The sequence below is a fragment of the Rhizobium sp. UFLA01-1127 genome (assembly GCF_059803845.1).
This window is the reverse complement of sequence record NZ_JAUQTZ010000008.1, coordinates 13,457-30,022: the sequence shown is the minus strand read 5'-3', so window position 1 is coordinate 30,022 and position 16,566 is coordinate 13,457. Positions and strand designations below refer to the sequence as shown.

The following is a 16,566-nucleotide window of genomic DNA, read 5'->3' as shown; positions in this document are numbered from 1 at the left end:
CAATGGCGACAGGCAACCCGCCCGAAAATCCCTATCTTGCCGCACGGCAGGAATGGAACGAGCGCTATGGCTCATATGTGAAGGCCGCGGCCGGCTGGCGCGCCGTCGGCATTACCGGCATGGTCATGGCGGTGATTGGCTTTTCCTACGCGCTCTTCCAGAGCACGCAGGTCAAGCTCGTTCCTTACATCGTGGAGGTCGACAAGCTCGGCACGGCCTCGAGCGCCGGCTTTCCGGAGCAGATCGAATATGCCGATCCCCGCGTCGTCAGGGCAACGCTCGGAAGTTTCGTCTCGAATTTCCGGAGCGTCACCCCGGATGCTGTCGTGCAGAAACAGTACATCGATCGCACCTATGCGCTCTTGAGAACCTCTGATCCCGCAACCGAAAAGGTCAATGCCTGGTTCCGCTCCTCCTCGCCCTTCGAGAAGGCGAAAACGGCGACCGTCGCCATCGAGGTGAACAACATCGTTGCTCTCTCGAACCAGAGCTATCAGGTCGACTGGGCCGAATTCGAACGCGACCGCAAGGGCAAGGAAACCGGCATCCGCCGGTTTCGCGGTGTCGCAACGGTCACGCTCACGCCCCCGCAGGACGAGGCCATCATCCGCTTCAATCCGATAGGCCTTTATCTCCGCGATTTCGACTGGACGGCCCAGCTCTAAGAGGCATGCACCCCAACATGAATAACAGAACGACAATAGCCCGGATGGCCGGATCCATTGTGATCGCATTGACGATCAACATTTCCGGCGCCACGGTCGCATCACAGGCGATCGCCCAAAACCTTTCGGCGAACGAAGCCAAGGGGACAAGCATATCCGGCCGCTGGCGGGGCAATGCCGGCCTCGTGACGAAAGGTCCGGACGGCAAAGTGATCTTTCTCTACGGTGAGGTCCAACCCTCCGTGGTGTGCTCGCCGCTCCAGGTTTGCGATATCGAGCTTCAGGCTGGCGAAGTCGTGCGCGATGTGCTGGTGGGCGATACCGTGCGCTGGAAGGTCGAGCCCGCGACCTCGGGAGCGGCCGGCGCTCAGGCAATCCACCTCATCGTCAAGCCTTCGGAGGCGAACCTCGTAACCTCGATGGTCGTCACGACCTCGCGCCGGACTTACCATATCCAGCTCAAGTCGAACCAGACGCAATATATGGCACGCGTTGGCTTTGAGTTTCCGGAGGACGTCTCGGCAAAACTTGCCGACGTCAACGCGCGCATGGAAGCGAGCACGATTCCCGGTGCAGGCGTCCCGGCGGAGCAATTGCAATTCGGCTATTCGATCTCGGGTAGCGCCGGTTGGCGACCGAGCCGTGTCTACAGCGACGGCTCGAAGACCTACATCCAGTTTCCGCGGGCGATTTCTGGTCAGGACGCACCCGTGCTGTTTGTCGTCTCTGGCGGCGAAAACCGCATCGTCAATTATCGAATGAAGAACAATATGATGATCGTCGATTATAATGTCGACAAGGCGGTGCTGGTCTCCGGCGTCGGCTGGAAGCAGGAAAAGATCACGATCCGACGGGGAGGGCGGAGATGAGAGCTTTGTCCGTTCGCTCCATCCGTCGTGTAGTCCTTGTCCTCATGCTCTGCCTTGTCGTCTCCGGCTGCCAGAGCCTTGGTCCGAGGGGGCTGGTTGCCAGCAAGACTCCAGCGGGCATTTCCGCCGCAACAGCAGCTTCGATCGCAACGGACATGGTGAGCCGGCTTTCTGAATACGTCGGTCCGGGAACCGGCACGATCGCACTGAAACAGGATGGCTCACCATTCGGACGAGCAATGGAGTCTGCTCTTCGAGGGCAGGGCTATGCCGTGGTCACGGACGGGAAGACCGCCGGAAACAATGCGGCCATCCCGCTCGCCTATGTCGTCGAACCCTTCGAGGGGCAAGTTCTTGCACGGCTATCGACGAAAGGTATGGAGTTCGGCCGCGCTTACAGCGTGACCCAGCGAGGCGCGTCGCCGGCAAGCCCGCTTTCCGTGATGCGTCGCGGGTAGGGGCGGGAACAATGGTGCAATCCCTCAAGCTCGGCGGTGCGCCCAATCAGGACGCTGAGAATAGGATCCGCCGGGTCAATCGACTTCCGATCATCGTCGTAGTCGTGCTGCTCGTCGCTTTCCTTGCGGTCATCTTCTATGGCCTCGCCACACGTGGGATATTTCTTCGCCGAGACGAAGGTCCCGGTGGAGGCTCCGGCAACCCAGCATCGACATTTGCCGACCAGCTCAAGCGCGGCGTCAGCGACGCGATCATTGGCGAACCCCAACAAACCTTGCCCCTCCAGCCGACGCCTATCGAAGCAAAGGATGAGAAGGGTGCGACCAATCCGTTCACGCCAAATCCCGAGCATCGGCGGGAGACGCAGCCAGCCCAGGAACTCGAGGCCGAAAACGTTTGGCGTGCCCGCCTGAAGCGCGAACAAGACGAGCAATATTTGCGCGAGCTGCAACGCCAGCGGATGGCGAGACTTCAAGCCAATAACTCGGCCTATGATGCCCCCATCTCTGTCGATCATGGGAAATTCAGTTCGAAGGGAGGAGAGACCTCCGATGCAAATGCCACGACGACCAATTCCTCTGCCTCCACGACAACCAATAGCGGGGCATCGGACCTCTATACGGCGGCGCTACGTGCCGGCATAGGCGGACAGAATCTCGATCCGAACGCGCAAAAGTCCAAGGAGGACTTCTTCAATGCCGATCTCAAGGAGGCCGGTTACCTGCCGAATCGGGTTGTGCCGCAGCAGTCTCCTTATGAGCTGAAACGAGGTTCAGTCATTCCCGCAACACTGATTACCGGTATCAACTCCGATCTGCCGGGGCGGATCACCGCCCAGGTCAGCCAGAATGTCTTCGACTCCGCAACCGGATATCGCCTCCTGATCCCGCAGGGAACGAAGCTGCTTGGCCGATACGACAGCAAGGTGTCATTCGGCCAGAACCGTGTTCTCGTCGTCTGGACCGATATTGTCTTTCCGAACGGCTCGACACTCCAGATCGGTGGCATGGCGGGCACGGATGCTCAAGGCTATGGCGGTTTCAACGATAAGGTGAACAACCACTATCTGAAGACATTCGGGTCGGCCGTACTGATCGCGCTCATCGGAACGGGGATCGACGCGTCCATGCCGGAGAGTTCGACACTTGCCACGCAGGATACGGCGTCCGATGCGGCGAGACGAAATTTTGCGGAGAGCTTTGGCCGTGTCGCCGAGCAGACGATCGGCAAGAACCTCAATATTCAGCCGACACTTGAGATCCGGCCTGGATACAAATTCAACGTTCTCGTTGACCAGGACATCATATTTTCCGGCAACTACCGATGATTAGCTCCGTAGCAGCATGCTCAGTCAAATTTGGGCTGGAATATTCGACGCTCCAAGTTAATTGATCCACTTAAGAATACTTATGGGCATGGGTGCGAAGGCCGACGCGAGCCAGAAGCTTCATTGCCGTCGCCTCGGCTTCGTCGCGAGACTTCTTGCAGACGCGCTTGGGAGCGATCGTGATGTTGTCGAGCACTGCCTTGTGGAAAAAGGCCGAATTGCTGGAAAACCATGCCGACGCCTTTCCGGATCGCGGAAAGCTCGCGCTCTCCTCTCAGTCTGCGATCTGCTTCGACGGGCATGTCGAAACCGTCGACTGCGAGGCCGCCGTTCTGGTACATCTCAAGGCGGACCGGATCGGGGGTCGATTTCCCCGAACCGCTGGCGCCCAGGATGACCATGACTTCGCCGCGAGTGAGAGATCGATGTCCTTGAGCAATGGTGAAAGCCGTAAAACTTGTTAATGCGTTTCATTTCGACGATCGCGTTCATCTTGGAATCTCCGTGTTTCATCAGCTCACCGGCTACCTGTCGCCATATGATCTTCGAGCTTGCGCGCGGCATCGCTGATCAACGATCTTTCCTTGCTGATTCATACCTGTCACAGACGACGTCTGCCTCAAAGTCTGCCATAAGGAATCACTATGGCGGCAGAGTGGAGTTGTGTTGGCCAAGCTCTGATGCATGAACTTACTGTGAGATCGTCGGCTAAGGCCGGCTCCCGAGAACCGCTTAAGCGGCATAAACGGTCCAGAACGGACCGATAAAAAGGTTTCCTAACACGGAGCGGAACAGATGACCCATTCACTTAGCCGCAGAGCTATCTTTGTCTCCACTGCACTCCTGATGCTGGCCGCCGCAGTGCCAGGGTTCCCGATTTCCGCGAAAGCGGATGGAGATCCGATCAAGCTGGGCATCGTTGCGCCGATGAGCGGCCCGAATGCGCGTTACGGCGCATTCTCGATGCATGGCGCGGAACTGGCAGTCAAAGAAATCAACGATGCAGGTGGTGTCGACGGCCACAAGATCGAGCTCTACAACGCTGACAGCCAGGGAACGCCGGTCGAAGGCGTCTCAGCGACGCGCCGTCTGATCGATGAAGACGAAGTCGGCTTCATCATCGGCGATGTCTCCAGCTCTGTCACCTTGGCCATGCAGCCGGTTGTCGAAGATGCCGGCGTCCTTCTCCTCAACGCCGCGTCCTCCAATCCGAAAATCACCTATGGAGCGGGCGTCGGCGGTTACAAATGGACCTTCCGCAATTATCCGACCGATGAGAACCGTGCTTTGATCGTTGCGAAATACGCAGCCGAACAGCGCGGCTTTACCAAATTTGCAGTACTGTCCGTCGATACGGACTACGGTCGCTCGGCGATCGAATTCACCAAGAAATACCTCCCCGAGTTCAAGGGCGAAATCCTCAGCGAAGACTACTACAAGGAAGGTGAGGTCGACTTCCGCAGTGTGTTGTCGAAAATTCGCGACAACGGCGCGCAGGCGATCATCATGTACGGCCTTGCCGACACGACACCCATCGTCGCGCGGCAGATGGTGGAACTCGGCCTTGCGGGCAAGGTGACCCTCATCGGCAATGGCGAATTCAATACGGCAAAGACGATAGCAACTGCTCCGACCGCGCTTGAAGGGGCCGTTGAGGCCGCGGCCTGGCTGCCTGCCTGGGATTCGCCTGAAAGCAAGGCGTTCGTCGAGAGGTTCACGACGACTTACAAGGACGCACCCAATAACCACGCCTACGTTCATTGGGATACGGTGCATCTGCTTGCGGAAGCGATCCATGAAGCAGGCAGTATCGATCAGGAAAAGGTTCGCGATGCCCTTTCCAAGATCAAGTATAAGAGTCCCGTGGGTGAGGTCACCTTTGACGATCACAACCAGGCGCGTTTGCCGATGATCCTGCTGCAGATCGAGAACGGCAAGCCCGGCATAAAAGGAGCCTACACCGCAGATATCAAATATCCGACCCAGTAACCTGGCCGGGAGGAGTGCTACCCATGTTCTCGACTATCCTCGAGCAGGTCGTCAACGGCATCGTGACCGGTTCCGTCTACGCGATCGTCGCTGTCGGCATGACGATGATCTTCGGCGTCCTGCGGGCAATCAACTTCGCTCACGGCGAGTACTACATGCTGGGAACATTCGGTGCGTGGTTCGCAATCGACTATCTCGGTCTGTCGTACGAGGCGTCGATCGTGGTCGGTGTCTTATCGACAATCGTGATCGCCTATGTTGTCGGACGCTTCGTGATGCAGCGCATGGTCGGCGCTCCGGCGGAGGCCGGGGTGCTCGCCACGCTCGGGATTGCTCTCGTCTTGCAGAACACAGTCATTCTCGTCTTCGGGGGTGGCTACAAGTTCTTTTCGGGAGGCTATATCCAGCCGGTGTCGATCCTCGGTTTCAGCATTGCCGAGCAGCGAATCCTGATCCTGATCGTGACGCTTCTGGTCTTCATCGGCCTGGAACTGATGGTTTCCTACAGCCGCATGGGCAAGGCTATGCGGGCGGTCTCGCAGAATATCGAATGCTGCGAGGTGGTCGGCATCGACGTCTCGCAGGTGGTGCTGCGGACGTTCATCCTCGGCGCTGCTCTCGCCGCTCTTTCGGGAGTGCTGACCGCACCGGTCAACGTGAGCGTCTACGGAGGCATGGGTGAACTCATTACCTTCAAGACGCTTCCCATCATCATCATGGGCGGTCTCGGAAACGTTCGCGGCACGTTCTTCGCGGCTATGATCCTCGGGATCGCGGAGAGCCTGGTTGCTACCTATATCGGCCTGCAGTTTCGCGACACAGTCGGTTTTGCGACCCTCATCCTGATGCTGATGTGGCGTCCCCACGGCCTCTTCTCCACGCAGGCGCGCTTCTAGGCGCACCGCAGGTCCATTCTCGAACGTCGAGGACACGACATGTCTCTCACCGAAACCACCGCACAGCCGAAACGGCCGGATTTGCGAATTCCACTCGCCGCGCTGCTGATCATCATTGCAATGGCGGCCCCTTTCATCGGCAGCCGTTATGTCACGCATGCCCTGATCATCGCGCTGATTTTCATGTTGCCTGCGCATGGGCTGAACCTGCTGGTCGGCTATACAGGCCTGTTGTCGTTGGCCCAGGCCGCCTTCTTCGGCATCGGCGCCTACGCGTCGGGGCTGCTTGCGGTCCATTATGGCACCCCCTTCTATGTGAACATCCTTGCCGCTGCCGCCATAGCGGGCGGCCTTGCTCTCCCGCTCGGCATTCCGGCCCTGCGATTGAGGTCAACCTCCTTTGTGATGTGCACTCTGGGCTTCGTGATCATCGGGCAGGCCATTGCGAAGAACTGGATCTCATTGACCCGGGGCGACATGGGGCTTTCGAGCATCCCAAAGCCGTTCTTCGAACTCGGCCCATGGTCCTTCAAGATTTCAGGAACGACGAACTTTTACTATCTGACGCTTGTTGTTGCAGTCATCGCTACATTGCTTGTCTGGGCGATCGTGCGGTCTCCCGCAGGCCGCAACATGGTCGCCATCCGCGAGAATGAGACGCTTGCGGAATCGGTCGGAATTCCGACCTGGCACTACAAGCTGATCGTCTTCATGATCAGCGCGGCGTTTGCCGGTGCAGGCGGCAGTCTGTACGCCTATTACCTTACCGTGGTCAGCCCGCTGACCTTCCAGATGTACTATTCGACGATGGTCCTGATCATCGTACTCGGCGGTGGCGCCGGCACGATCTCCGGCACGATCATCGGCAGCCTGCTCTTCGTCGGTCTGACGGAAGCACTCCGCGTGGCGCCCGAATTGCGCATGATCATCTACGGTCTCTGCCTGCTGGTGCTCGTCTTCTGGTTCAAGAAGGGTTTTGCACCGCTCATCAACCGTTTCTGGAACGTCATCGGGGGTGCGAAATGACAAGCCATCTTCCCATCCTGGAGATCAAGAACCTCACGAAATCCTACGGAGCAGTCAAGGCGGTAAACGATGTCTCGATGCACATCGATCGCGGTGAGATTGCCGGCCTGATCGGGCCGAATGGTTCCGGCAAATCCACCTTCTTCGATTGCTCGACAGGTCTTGCACAGCCCGACTCTGGAACCGTGATACTCGATGGTCAGGATATCACCGGTTGGTCGCTGAACAGGATTGCCCGCGAGGGGCGGATGCTGCGCTCGTTCCAGAAGACCGTGACGTTCCGGTCCCTGGACGTGGAAGAGAATCTGATCATTGCCGGCCAGATGTTCACGTTTCCGTCGCTATGGTCCACCTTCGGCTTGGGGTCCAAGTCTCGAAACCGCGTTGCGGGATTGAGGGATCGTGCGCGCGATCTCATCAAGATGGCAGGCCTTTGGGACGTGCGGCACCAGCCGGCCGGAAACCTGTCGGGCGGCCAGCAGAAGCTGATTCAATTCGCCTCGATGCTGATGCCTGAGCCCAAGCTAATCCTTCTCGACGAGCCGATGGCGGGCATCAATCCGAAGATCATCGAGCGCGTTGTCGAGACGATCCTTTATGCAAACAAAAGCCTTGGCGTCAGCTTCCTCGTCATCGAACACAACATCGACGTTGTCACCAGTATTTGCCAGCGGGTCATCGTTCTCGACCAGGGCATGAAACTCGTCGAGGGACTTCCGCATGACATCATTCAGGACCAGTGCGTGAGGGAGGCCTACCTTGGTGGCTAATTCCAACCTTTCAATCCAGGGTCTTCGCGCCGGCTACGGCAATCTGGATATTCTCAACGGTGTCGATCTGGACGTCCCATCGGGTCAATTCGTGGCACTCATGGGTCCGAATGGCGCAGGCAAATCGACGCTGTTGAAGACGCTTTATGGCATGACGACCATCAAGGGCGGCAGCATATCGTGGCGGGACAAAGAGATTGCCGGATACAGATCGCGGGCAATCCTGGGAGAGGGCATTTCCTTCGTTCCACAGGGGCGCTGTAACTTCCCGCTCATGACGATCGACGAAAACCTGCAGATGGCGGCCTACACGCTGCGCGACGCCAAGGTGAAGTCCGACAGAGACTATGTCTATGATCTCTTTCCGATCCTGAAGACGCGGCGCAACACCCTTGCCGGAAACATGTCCGGCGGCGAACAGCAGCTTCTGGAAGTCGCAATGGCGGTGCTCCAGCGTCCTAAGGTACTGCTCGTCGACGAGCCCTCCGTCGGATTGTCGCCGGCGGCGATCGGCGTTGTGTTCGATGAGCTGCTACGGCTTCATGCGGCTGGAATGACTATCCTGCTTGTCGAACAGAACACCAAGAAGGCGATGGAGGTTGCTGAGCGCGCCGTCATCCTTCGCCTGGGCAAGGTGATCTGGGATGGGCTGCCGAAGGAAATTACTCACGACGAGCTGGGCGAACTCTTCCTGACTGGAAAGATGCGCGGCGAAACGGAAGCTGCGCACTAACGCAACCGCCCACGCCGGGCGCACATCACCGAGGATATTGAACCATGAGCAATTTCGTGGCCGCGTCACGCGTGGCGCGCATCAAGATTTCGCCCAGCACGGCAGCGGCGGCGCGCGCCCGCGAACTGAAGGCCGCCGGCAAGGATATCGTCGACATGACCGTCGGCGAGCCCGATTTCGACACGCCGGAGAGCGTAAAGGCGGCGGCGCATGCGGCGATCGACCGGGGCGAAACCAAATATACGGCGGTGAACGGAACACCTGCCCTGCGCAAGGCGATCATGGGCGACTTCAAGCGCCGCCTCGGGATCTCCTATGCCGACAACGAGATCTGCGTCGGTGGCGGGGCCAAGCAGATCCTGTTCCTGGCCTTGATGGCGAGCGTCGAGAACGACGCCGAGGTCATCATCCCCGCACCCTATTGGGTCTCCTATCCGGACATGGTGATCGCCAATGAAGGCAAGCCGGTTATCGTCGAATGCCCGCAGGAGCAGGGATTCAAATTGACACCGGCGGCTCTTGAGGCGGCGATCACGCCGCGAACCATGTGGCTTGTCCTGAATGCGCCGTCAAACCCAACGGGTGCCGCCTATAGCCGAAAGGAATTGGAGGCGCTTGGAGAGGTGCTTCTTCGCCATCCGCATGTGTTCGTCCTGTCGGACGACATCTACGACCAGGTCTGGTTTCGCGACGAGCCGATGACGACACTTGTCGCGGCGGTTCCGGCGTTGAAGGACCGTGTGCTCCTGACGAATGGCGTATCAAAGTCCTACGCGATGACCGGCTGGCGTATAGGCTATGCCGCCGGCCCAGCGCCGTTGATTGCCGCGATCAACAAGCTGCAGTCGCAGATCTCCTCGTGCCCGTCTTCTATCAGCCAGGCCGCCGCCGCTTATGCTCTTTCGGCCGACCAATCCTTTGTTCGCGATAGCGTCAAGGTCTACAGGGAACGCCGCGACTATGCTTGTGCCCGCCTCAATGCCATCGACGGATTATCCTGCCAGGTGCCGGACGGTGCCTTCTATCTCTTCCCGAACTGTGCTGGCGTGATCGGCAGGAAGACGCCGGAAGGCAAGGTGATCGAAACGGACCTGGATTTTGTCCTCTACCTCCTCGACGGCGTCGGCGTTGCAGCGCTGCAGGGCGCGGCCTATGGACTGTCCCCCTATTTTCGCCTTTCGATCGCCACCTCGATGGAGGTAATCAAGGAAGCCTGCGACCGTATCGAGCGCGCCGTCGCGGCCTTGCGTTGAACGGAGCCTCAATGTCGGGAAGGGGCTTGCGTGCGTCCTTCCCGAGAGACTAGGGTCCACGAAAAGAGCGTGGAACCATGAGCGTAGATTTCCGCAAGCTGCGAAGCTTTGTAAAGATCGTCGACACCGGCAGCGTGTCTCGTGCGGCCGCAATTCTGCGAACGGCGCAGCCGGCATTGTCGCAGCAGATCGCGTCGCTGGAAACGCATTTCAAGCACAAGCTCCTGATCCGCAGCAATGTCGGGATTACGCCGACAGAGGCCGGGCTTATTCTCTATCGGCACGCACAGCTGATGCTGAAACAGATCGATCAGGCGCAGATCGATATCAACCAGGCCGCCGCGTCCGTCGCCGGGCGCGTTTCGATCGGGCTTGCGACATATTCGACATCGAGTTCGCTTTCGCTTCCGTTGTTGCGTGAAATGAGGGTGAGGCATCCGCAGATCGTCGTGCACATCAACGACAGTTTCGGGCAGATCCTCAGCGAATTGATCATGACCGGCAAGATGGATATGGCGCTCATTTACGCCTCCGATCCGATCAAGGGCACGACACTTCAACCGCTCTTCAAGGAGGAGATGTTCCTCGTTTCGCCACCGGGCGAGAACCTGCCTGGCGCAAGCGGCGAGGCCTTGGCCGTCGGAGCACTTGCGCAGATGCCGCTGCTGCTTCCGAGCAAGAACCATTTGTTGCGGCGTTTAATCGACGACGCGCTGGCGCGCGCCCGCGCCGCACCGGTAGTTCTGTCGGAAATCGAGTCCGTCCCCGCCTTGAGCGCCGCAGTGCTTGACGGTCTTGGTTCGACTATTTTGCCGGCTTCGGTGGTGACCGCGACCCCTTCATTCGCGGGAGCACAGGTGCGCGCTCTGACAAGACCGGTTATCGACGCGACCGTTTCGCTATGCGTATCCGACCATCTCCCGCTGTCCGAACCCGCGCTGGCGGCAAGGGCCGTGCTTCTCGAGATAGTCGCACATATGATGGCAGGGGATCATCCCGGGATTCGCCCTGCATAACATACCTTCCAAAGCTGTCGCAGAACATTGTTTGCCCGATGACGACCCCCCTGCGGCACTACCCCATCGCCATAAGCAAACCCTATGGCGGCAGACGGTAGTTGTGTTGGCCAATCGGAGCCGAACTCACCTAACCTTGTGGCAGATAAGGGTTCGACCTTCGGACCCGCGGTCATAGGCGCGACCCGCGCCAAGCTTCTGCTTCGAGGGAAACATGGCAAAACTGGCTTTCGACACCGGCGGCACATTTACGGATTTCGCGCTCCTTGACGATCGCGGCGAATTGCATCTCCATAAGGTGCTGAGCACGCCGAGCAACCCCGCAGAAGCTGTTGTGCAGGGTGTCTCCGACCTTCTTGAAAAGTTCTCCGGCTCGATCGCCATCGAAAATTTGCAGATTCTCGGCGCCACGACCGTCGTCACCAATGCTGTCCTCGAACGCAAGGGCGTCGAAACAGGCTTCGTTACGACGGACGGCTTCCAGGACATGCTGCGCATCCGCAACGAAGGCCGCTACGATCTCTACGATCTCAACATCAAATATCCGGACGCCCTCGTTACCCGTGCCAACAGCTTCGGTGCTGAGGAGCGTATCGCAGCCGACGGCGAGGTCATGACGGAGCTCAGCGAAGACAGCGTGCGCGAGATTGCCGGACGCCTGCGCGAGAAGGGCGTTCGCTCAGTGGCCGTGTGTCTGCTGCATGCCTATAAGTATCCGCAGCATGAGAAACGCGTGGCGGCTCTTCTTCGTGAAGAGAACCCCGATATCTTCGTCTCGATCTCATCGGAGGTCTGCCCGGAAATGCGTGAGTTCGATCGCGCCTCGACCACGGTTGTCAACGCCTATACCCGTCCGCAAATGGCAGGGCACGTTGCGCACCTCGAACGCGAGTTCGCCAAGAAGGGCATCGATCGCCAGGTTTTGTGGATGACATCTTCAGGCGGTCTCGTGCCGAGCCGCCGGGCTGCCGAGCTTCCGGTCCGCCTGATCGAATCCGGGCCTGCGGCCGGTGCCGTCGCCGCTGCCGAGTTCGGCCGGGTTGCCGGCGAAACGAGCGTCCTGTCCTTCGACATGGGTGGGACGACCGCGAAGCTCTGCCTCATCCCGAATGGCGAACCGAACGTCGGCACGGATCTCGAGGTCGCCCATTATCAGCGCTTTCGCAAGGGCTCCGGCTTTCCGCTGAAGATCCAGTCGATCCAGATGATCGAGATCGGCGCCGGCGGTGGTTCGATCGCCGCTAAGAACCCGCTTGGCCTCCTCGATGTCGGCCCGCATTCGGCAGGCGCAATGCCAGGTCCTGCCGCTTATCAGCGCGGCGGCAGCCAGCCGACGGTTACGGATGCCGACATCCTGCTCGGCTATATGGGAACGGAGTCCTTCGTTGGCGGCTCTTTCAAGGTTTCGAAAAATGCCGCTTATGAGGCAATGGAAAAGCTTGCAAGCTCACTCGAAGTCTCGGTGGAACGCTGCGCCTGGGGCATTCATGATCTCGTCAATGAGTCGATGAGCAAGGCGGCCGCCATGCATGCGACGGATCTCGGCGTCGATCCGCGGTCCCTCCCGATGGTCGCCTTCGGCGGTGCAGGCCCGGTCCATGCCTATGGCATCGCCCGCAAGCTTGGGATCAAGCGGATCATCTGCCCGACTGGTGCGGGTGTGAGCTCGGCCATCGGTCTGCTGATTGCGCCGGTCGCAGTCGATCTCTCGATGAGCCATCCGATGCCCGTCAATGCCTGGGATCTCGGCGAAATGAACGGTATCCTCGATGAGCTGGCGGTACAGGGCGCGGAAGTCGTATCGGCCGCGGGAGTGGCGAAGGAGACGATCGCCAACCGGTTCACCGTCGACATGAGGCATGTCGGCCAGGGACACGAGATTACGGTTGCTCTGCCGGATCGCAGACTTCCCGAGGGGGAATTCCTCAAACAGCTCACCGACAATTTCTTCAAGCTATACAGTGAGCTCTTCGGCCGCACCGTGGCCGCACCCGTCGAGGTCATCACCTGGCGTCTGCGCGCAAGTGGTGAGAAGGACCAGGTCACTCGTCCTCACGAGACGCAGGCAGAAGAGGCCAGGAAGGGTAGCCGCCAGGTCTATTTCCAGGAGCTGGGCGCCTATGCCGACACCTCGGTCTACGACCATTACAAACTTCCCGTGAACCAGGAGATCAAGGGGCCTGCCATTGTCGAGCAGCGTGAATCGACCGCTGTCGTCGGGCCAAGCGGCATCTTCCATGTCGACGTCAGCGGCAATCTCGTGATCAACATTCTCTAAAGGGACATCCGATGTCGAAGCCCGTCACCGATTTCAACGATCCGATCAACCTTCAGGTCATGTGGAACCGCCTGATCTTCATCGCTGACCAGGCCGACAACGTGCTTGGCAAGACGGCGTTCTCGCCGATCGTGCGGGAAAACCACGATTACGTGACCGTTCTCCTCGACAGCAAGGGCCGAGCGCTTGCCCAATGCACCTGGTCGATCCCGGTCTTCATCACGTCGCTGCCGGCCGCGGCCCAGAAGTTCTTTCTGCCGAAATTTCCCGTCGAAGCGCTGGAGGAAGGCGACGTGCTTGCGACCAACGATCCCGAGATCGGAACCGGCCACCTTCCGGACGTGACGATGATCACCCCGATCTTCAAGAACGGCAAGGTTGTCGCCTATGCCGGGTCCATTGCGCATCTTCCGGATATCGGCGGTGCGCCGCTTCACTCCGAAGCCAGCGACATCTTCGAGGAAGGTATCCGCTTTCCGATCGTCAAGCTGCTCAAGGCCGGCCTTCCGAACAAGGACGTGTTCGACATCATCGAGGCGTCGGTTCGCCTGCCGACCGAAGTGCGTGGCGATCTCGAATCCATGATCGCCGCAAACAACGTCATGGGCCGCGAGCTCGTCAAGTTCCTGGATGAATACGGTCTCGACGATGTCGATGGCTTGGCGGAGGCGATCCACACTCGTTCCGAGGCGCAAACCCGCAAGGCGATCCGCGAGTGGCCAAACGGCAGCTATTCGGCAGAGATGTTGCTCGATGGCTATGACGTCGACGTCAAGCTCAAGGCGACCGTGATCGTGAACGATGATTCTATCCATGTCGATTACACCGGCACCTCGCCGCAGGTGCTGCATTCGATCAACTGCCGCACGAACTATCGCTATGCCCACTCGGTCTATGCGCTGAAATGCCTTCTCGATCCGGATACGCCGAACAACGAAGGCTGCATTACGCCTATCACCGACGATGCGCCACTCGGATCGATCCTGAACCCAGAACAGTGGACGGCAGGCAATTCGCGCAATCTCATCGGCCATGCCATTCCGTCGCTGATCTTCAAAGCGCTGGAACGCGTCGTGCCCGACAAGGTCATGGGCGACAGCGGTGGTGCGCCGATCTGGGCTGCAAACTGCGTCGGCCGTCGCGACGACGGCACGCAATATGGTTCCGTTCAGAATTTTCATGGAGGGCAGGGCGCTCGCGCCGAGTTTGACGGTCTGGACACACTGAGCTTCCCGTCCAACTGCAAGGTCACCGCGATCGAGATGTTCGAGATCGCCGTTCCCGCGCTGACCGAATGCAAGGAACTGATTGCAGACTCCGGCGGGGCCGGCAAGTATCGTGGCGGTTTGGGCCAGCGCGTTGTTCTTCGTAACCTCGGCAAGTCGCCGATGAACATCTATCTCGCATCCGAACGTGTCCGTCACCCATGCTTCGGCGTGGTCGAAGGCCAAAACGGCACTGCAGGCAAGGTCATGAAGAACGGACAGCCGCAATTCCCCAAGGGTAAGGTCGTCCTCAGAACAGGCGAACGGCTCGAAGTCGAAACTCCAGGCGGCGGCGGTTGGGGACCTGCAAGCGCGCGCGCGGCCGAGCTTGTCGAACAGGATCTCGCACAGGGCTTGATTACGCCGCAGGCAGCGAAGACCGTGTACGGCTATAAGGGCGCCAGTGCCGTCGCCGCGGAATAGGAGATTTGGAATGGGTTTGCTTGATGGGAATATTGCCCTCGTAACCGGAGCCGGAACAGGGATCGGCAAGGAAGCAGCACTTCTTCTCGCAAAGGAGGGCGCCAGGGTTGTCTTGACTGGACGGCGTCTCGACCCGTTGCGCGAGGTTGCGGATCAAATCGCCTCCGCAGGCGGAAAAGCCGTCCCGAAAGTACTCGACATCGCGTCGCGGGACGACATCTTCGCAGCTGTCAAATGGGTGAAGGAAGAGGTCGGCCCGGTCGATATCCTCGTCAACAATGCCGGCAGCGCCAGCAAGGTGTTGAACGCCCGCTTCCTGAGCGAGGAAGAGTGGAACTCGACCATCAACGTCAATCTGACGGCCGTTTTCAATCTGACCCAGGCAGTGCTTCCCGATATGATCGCCAAGGGTGAGGGAACCGTCATCACTGTGTCGTCGCTCGCGGCGCTCAATCCAAATCTTCTTGGCGGCGCGGCTTATGGCGCTGCGAAGGCAGGCGTGAAGAACTTCATGACCTTCCTTCATAATACCTACCGAAACCAGGGTGTTCGGGCGACAACTATTCTTCCCGGTGAGACGAACACGCCCATCATGAACAATCGGGCTCGCCCGCCGCTCGACAGCGAACGCGCGGTCATGCTCGATCCGCACGATGTCGCTCGAGCAATCGCGCTATGCGCCAGTCTGCAAAAAGGCGCCGTGATTCCGGAACTGCATATTTGTCCGACATTCTTGCGTGACACGTCTGCCGACATTGAAGCGGCGCGAGGGGTGGGAGCACCCGCCGACACACCGAATCTACCGAGACGATAATCAGGAGGAGCACATGATGAATGGTGCAAAACTGCGCGCACGGCTTCAGGCCGGCGAACCCCTAACCATGTTCACGCCACACCATTCCTCCTCAGGACTGGCTGCCCGCCTAGTCGAGCTCGGAGCAGACTCGGTGTTCATCGATTGCGAGCACGGTACATGGAGTTTTGAGGATGTCCGCGAGACATCGCAGATCGTTCGCTCCGTTGGCGGGGCCGCTATCATTCGTCCTCACTCGCATGAGCGGCCGATCCTTATCCGATATTTGAATGCCGGCGCTGACGGAATCATGGTGCCCATGGTGGATAACGTCGGCCAGGCAAGTGCCATTGTCGACGCGATCCGATATGCACTCCCGTCGGATCACGAAAAACGTCTGGTCATTGCGATGATCGAGACGGTCGAGGCGATCGACAATCTCGAGGCGATCGTCAAGGTAGAGGGGATCGACGTCTTCTTTATCGGGCCTGGTGACCTCTCACAGAACATGGGCTTTCCGCCGGCTCCTCCCTTCGGCGAGCCGCGGCCGCTTGAAGTGCAGCAGAAGGTGGGGGAAGCGGTCAGAAAGATCCGTTCCGCCGGAAAGGTCGCCGGCACCCTCGTTACTGCGGACGAATTGCCGGGATGGCTCGAAAAGGGTATGCAGTTTTTCTACATTCACTCCGACCCGTTCCTGCGTCGCGGAATCACCGCAATCAGACAGATGTTGGCGTAACTCATGAATATTTCACGTCATAAAGAAGATCCTCACCATTCCTCTCCGATGCCCTGAAAAGGCGGTCC

Annotated in this window: 16 protein-coding genes; 15 read left to right on the top strand and 1 reads right to left on the bottom strand. The window is 59.1% G+C overall.

The features are described from left to right. The first annotated feature begins 2 nt into the window (after positions 1–2). From Q4Q11_RS03505 to trbI, 4 genes are read left to right on the top strand one after another with little or no spacing between them, the layout of a single operon-like run. Complete coding sequence (locus tag Q4Q11_RS03505; RefSeq protein ID WP_498568658.1) at positions 3–665, top strand: conjugal transfer protein TrbF; 663 nt, start codon at positions 3–5, stop codon at positions 663–665. Between the two features lie 44 nt (positions 666–709). Further along, on the top strand, positions 710–1,534 hold the full coding sequence (gene trbG / locus Q4Q11_RS03500) for a P-type conjugative transfer protein TrbG (protein ID WP_498568657.1): 825 nt from the start codon (positions 710–712) through the stop codon (positions 1,532–1,534). Then, positions 1,531–1,992 carry a conjugal transfer protein TrbH gene (gene trbH / locus Q4Q11_RS03495; protein ID WP_498568656.1) on the top strand — a complete coding sequence of 154 codons (462 nt, stop codon included), beginning with the start codon at positions 1,531–1,533 and terminating at the stop codon, positions 1,990–1,992. Before trbG ends, trbH begins: the two co-directional genes overlap by 4 nt. An 11-nt stretch (positions 1,993–2,003) precedes the next feature. Further along, on the top strand, positions 2,004–3,320 hold the full coding sequence (trbI, locus tag Q4Q11_RS03490; RefSeq protein WP_498568655.1) for an IncP-type conjugal transfer protein TrbI: 1,317 nt from the start codon (positions 2,004–2,006) through the stop codon (positions 3,318–3,320). An 80-nt stretch (positions 3,321–3,400) separates the two neighbouring features. On the opposite strand, the gene Q4Q11_RS03485 is transcribed toward trbI, so the two are convergent. Next, positions 3,401–3,721 carry an ATP-binding cassette domain-containing protein gene (locus Q4Q11_RS03485; protein WP_498568654.1) on the bottom strand — a complete coding sequence of 107 codons (321 nt, stop codon included), beginning with the start codon at positions 3,719–3,721 and terminating at the stop codon, positions 3,401–3,403. A 394-nt stretch (positions 3,722–4,115) separates the two neighbouring features. Here Q4Q11_RS03485 and Q4Q11_RS03480 point away from each other — a divergent pair, with 394 nt between their 5' ends. The 11 genes from Q4Q11_RS03480 to Q4Q11_RS03430 all read left to right on the top strand — a co-directional run bounded on the left by Q4Q11_RS03480 (position 4,116) and on the right by Q4Q11_RS03430 (position 16,498). Further along, on the top strand, positions 4,116–5,309 hold the full coding sequence (locus tag Q4Q11_RS03480) for an ABC transporter substrate-binding protein (protein WP_498568653.1): 1,194 nt from the start codon (positions 4,116–4,118) through the stop codon (positions 5,307–5,309). 23 nt (positions 5,310–5,332) lie between these two features. Beyond that, positions 5,333–6,205 (top strand): branched-chain amino acid ABC transporter permease, encoded by an 873-nt coding sequence (locus tag Q4Q11_RS03475; RefSeq protein WP_498568652.1) that lies wholly within the window; start codon positions 5,333–5,335, stop codon positions 6,203–6,205. Positions 6,206–6,244: 39 nt separating this feature from the next. After that, positions 6,245–7,231: a branched-chain amino acid ABC transporter permease gene (locus Q4Q11_RS03470; RefSeq protein ID WP_498568651.1), complete on the top strand. Its 987-nt coding sequence runs from the start codon at positions 6,245–6,247 to the stop codon at positions 7,229–7,231. Then, entirely contained in the window at positions 7,228–8,001 is a 774-nt protein-coding gene (locus Q4Q11_RS03465; RefSeq protein ID WP_498568650.1) for an ABC transporter ATP-binding protein, read from the top strand. Before Q4Q11_RS03470 ends, Q4Q11_RS03465 begins: the two co-directional genes overlap by 4 nt. Beyond that, the gene (locus Q4Q11_RS03460) at positions 7,991–8,734 is read left to right on the top strand and encodes a branched-chain amino acid ABC transporter ATP-binding protein (protein ID WP_498568649.1); all 744 of its coding nucleotides are present in this window, start codon (positions 7,991–7,993) and stop codon (positions 8,732–8,734) included. Before Q4Q11_RS03465 ends, Q4Q11_RS03460 begins: the two co-directional genes overlap by 11 nt. A gap of 44 nt (positions 8,735–8,778) precedes the next feature. Then, a complete protein-coding gene (locus Q4Q11_RS03455; protein WP_498568648.1) occupies positions 8,779–9,987 on the top strand; it encodes an aspartate transaminase in 1,209 nt (402 codons plus the stop codon). 77 nt (positions 9,988–10,064) lie between these two features. After that, entirely contained in the window at positions 10,065–11,003 is a 939-nt protein-coding gene (gene nac / locus Q4Q11_RS03450) for a nitrogen assimilation transcriptional regulator NAC (RefSeq protein ID WP_498568647.1), read from the top strand. A gap of 214 nt (positions 11,004–11,217) precedes the next feature. Continuing rightward, complete coding sequence (locus Q4Q11_RS03445; protein WP_498568646.1) at positions 11,218–13,281, top strand: hydantoinase/oxoprolinase family protein; 2,064 nt, start codon at positions 11,218–11,220, stop codon at positions 13,279–13,281. 11 nt (positions 13,282–13,292) lie between these two features. Next, entirely contained in the window at positions 13,293–14,969 is a 1,677-nt protein-coding gene (locus tag Q4Q11_RS03440; RefSeq protein ID WP_498568645.1) for a hydantoinase B/oxoprolinase family protein, read from the top strand. Between the two features lie 10 nt (positions 14,970–14,979). Next, a complete protein-coding gene (locus Q4Q11_RS03435) occupies positions 14,980–15,783 on the top strand; it encodes an SDR family oxidoreductase (RefSeq protein ID WP_498568644.1) in 804 nt (267 codons plus the stop codon). 16 nt (positions 15,784–15,799) lie between these two features. Next, positions 15,800–16,498 (top strand): HpcH/HpaI aldolase family protein, encoded by a 699-nt coding sequence (locus Q4Q11_RS03430; protein ID WP_498568694.1) that lies wholly within the window; start codon positions 15,800–15,802, stop codon positions 16,496–16,498. Positions 16,499–16,566: the final 68 nt, after the last annotated feature.

Coding starts and splice junctions, on each gene's coding strand:
- Q4Q11_RS03505 (WP_498568658.1), top strand. CDS start 3: ATGGCGACAGGCAACCCGCCCGAAAATCCCTATCTTGCCGCACGGCAG.
- trbG (WP_498568657.1), top strand. CDS start 710: ATGGCCGGATCCATTGTGATCGCATTGACGATCAACATTTCCGGCGCC.
- trbH (WP_498568656.1), top strand. CDS start 1,531: ATGAGAGCTTTGTCCGTTCGCTCCATCCGTCGTGTAGTCCTTGTCCTC.
- trbI (WP_498568655.1), top strand. CDS start 2,004: ATGGTGCAATCCCTCAAGCTCGGCGGTGCGCCCAATCAGGACGCTGAG.
- Q4Q11_RS03485 (WP_498568654.1), bottom strand. CDS start 3,721: ATGGTCATCCTGGGCGCCAGCGGTTCGGGGAAATCGACCCCCGATCCG.
- Q4Q11_RS03480 (WP_498568653.1), top strand. CDS start 4,116: ATGACCCATTCACTTAGCCGCAGAGCTATCTTTGTCTCCACTGCACTC.
- Q4Q11_RS03475 (WP_498568652.1), top strand. CDS start 5,333: ATGTTCTCGACTATCCTCGAGCAGGTCGTCAACGGCATCGTGACCGGT.
- Q4Q11_RS03470 (WP_498568651.1), top strand. CDS start 6,245: ATGTCTCTCACCGAAACCACCGCACAGCCGAAACGGCCGGATTTGCGA.
- Q4Q11_RS03465 (WP_498568650.1), top strand. CDS start 7,228: ATGACAAGCCATCTTCCCATCCTGGAGATCAAGAACCTCACGAAATCC.
- Q4Q11_RS03455 (WP_498568648.1), top strand. CDS start 8,779: ATGAGCAATTTCGTGGCCGCGTCACGCGTGGCGCGCATCAAGATTTCG.
- nac (WP_498568647.1), top strand. CDS start 10,065: ATGAGCGTAGATTTCCGCAAGCTGCGAAGCTTTGTAAAGATCGTCGAC.
- Q4Q11_RS03445 (WP_498568646.1), top strand. CDS start 11,218: ATGGCAAAACTGGCTTTCGACACCGGCGGCACATTTACGGATTTCGCG.
- Q4Q11_RS03440 (WP_498568645.1), top strand. CDS start 13,293: ATGTCGAAGCCCGTCACCGATTTCAACGATCCGATCAACCTTCAGGTC.
- Q4Q11_RS03435 (WP_498568644.1), top strand. CDS start 14,980: ATGGGTTTGCTTGATGGGAATATTGCCCTCGTAACCGGAGCCGGAACA.
- Q4Q11_RS03430 (WP_498568694.1), top strand. CDS start 15,800: ATGAATGGTGCAAAACTGCGCGCACGGCTTCAGGCCGGCGAACCCCTA.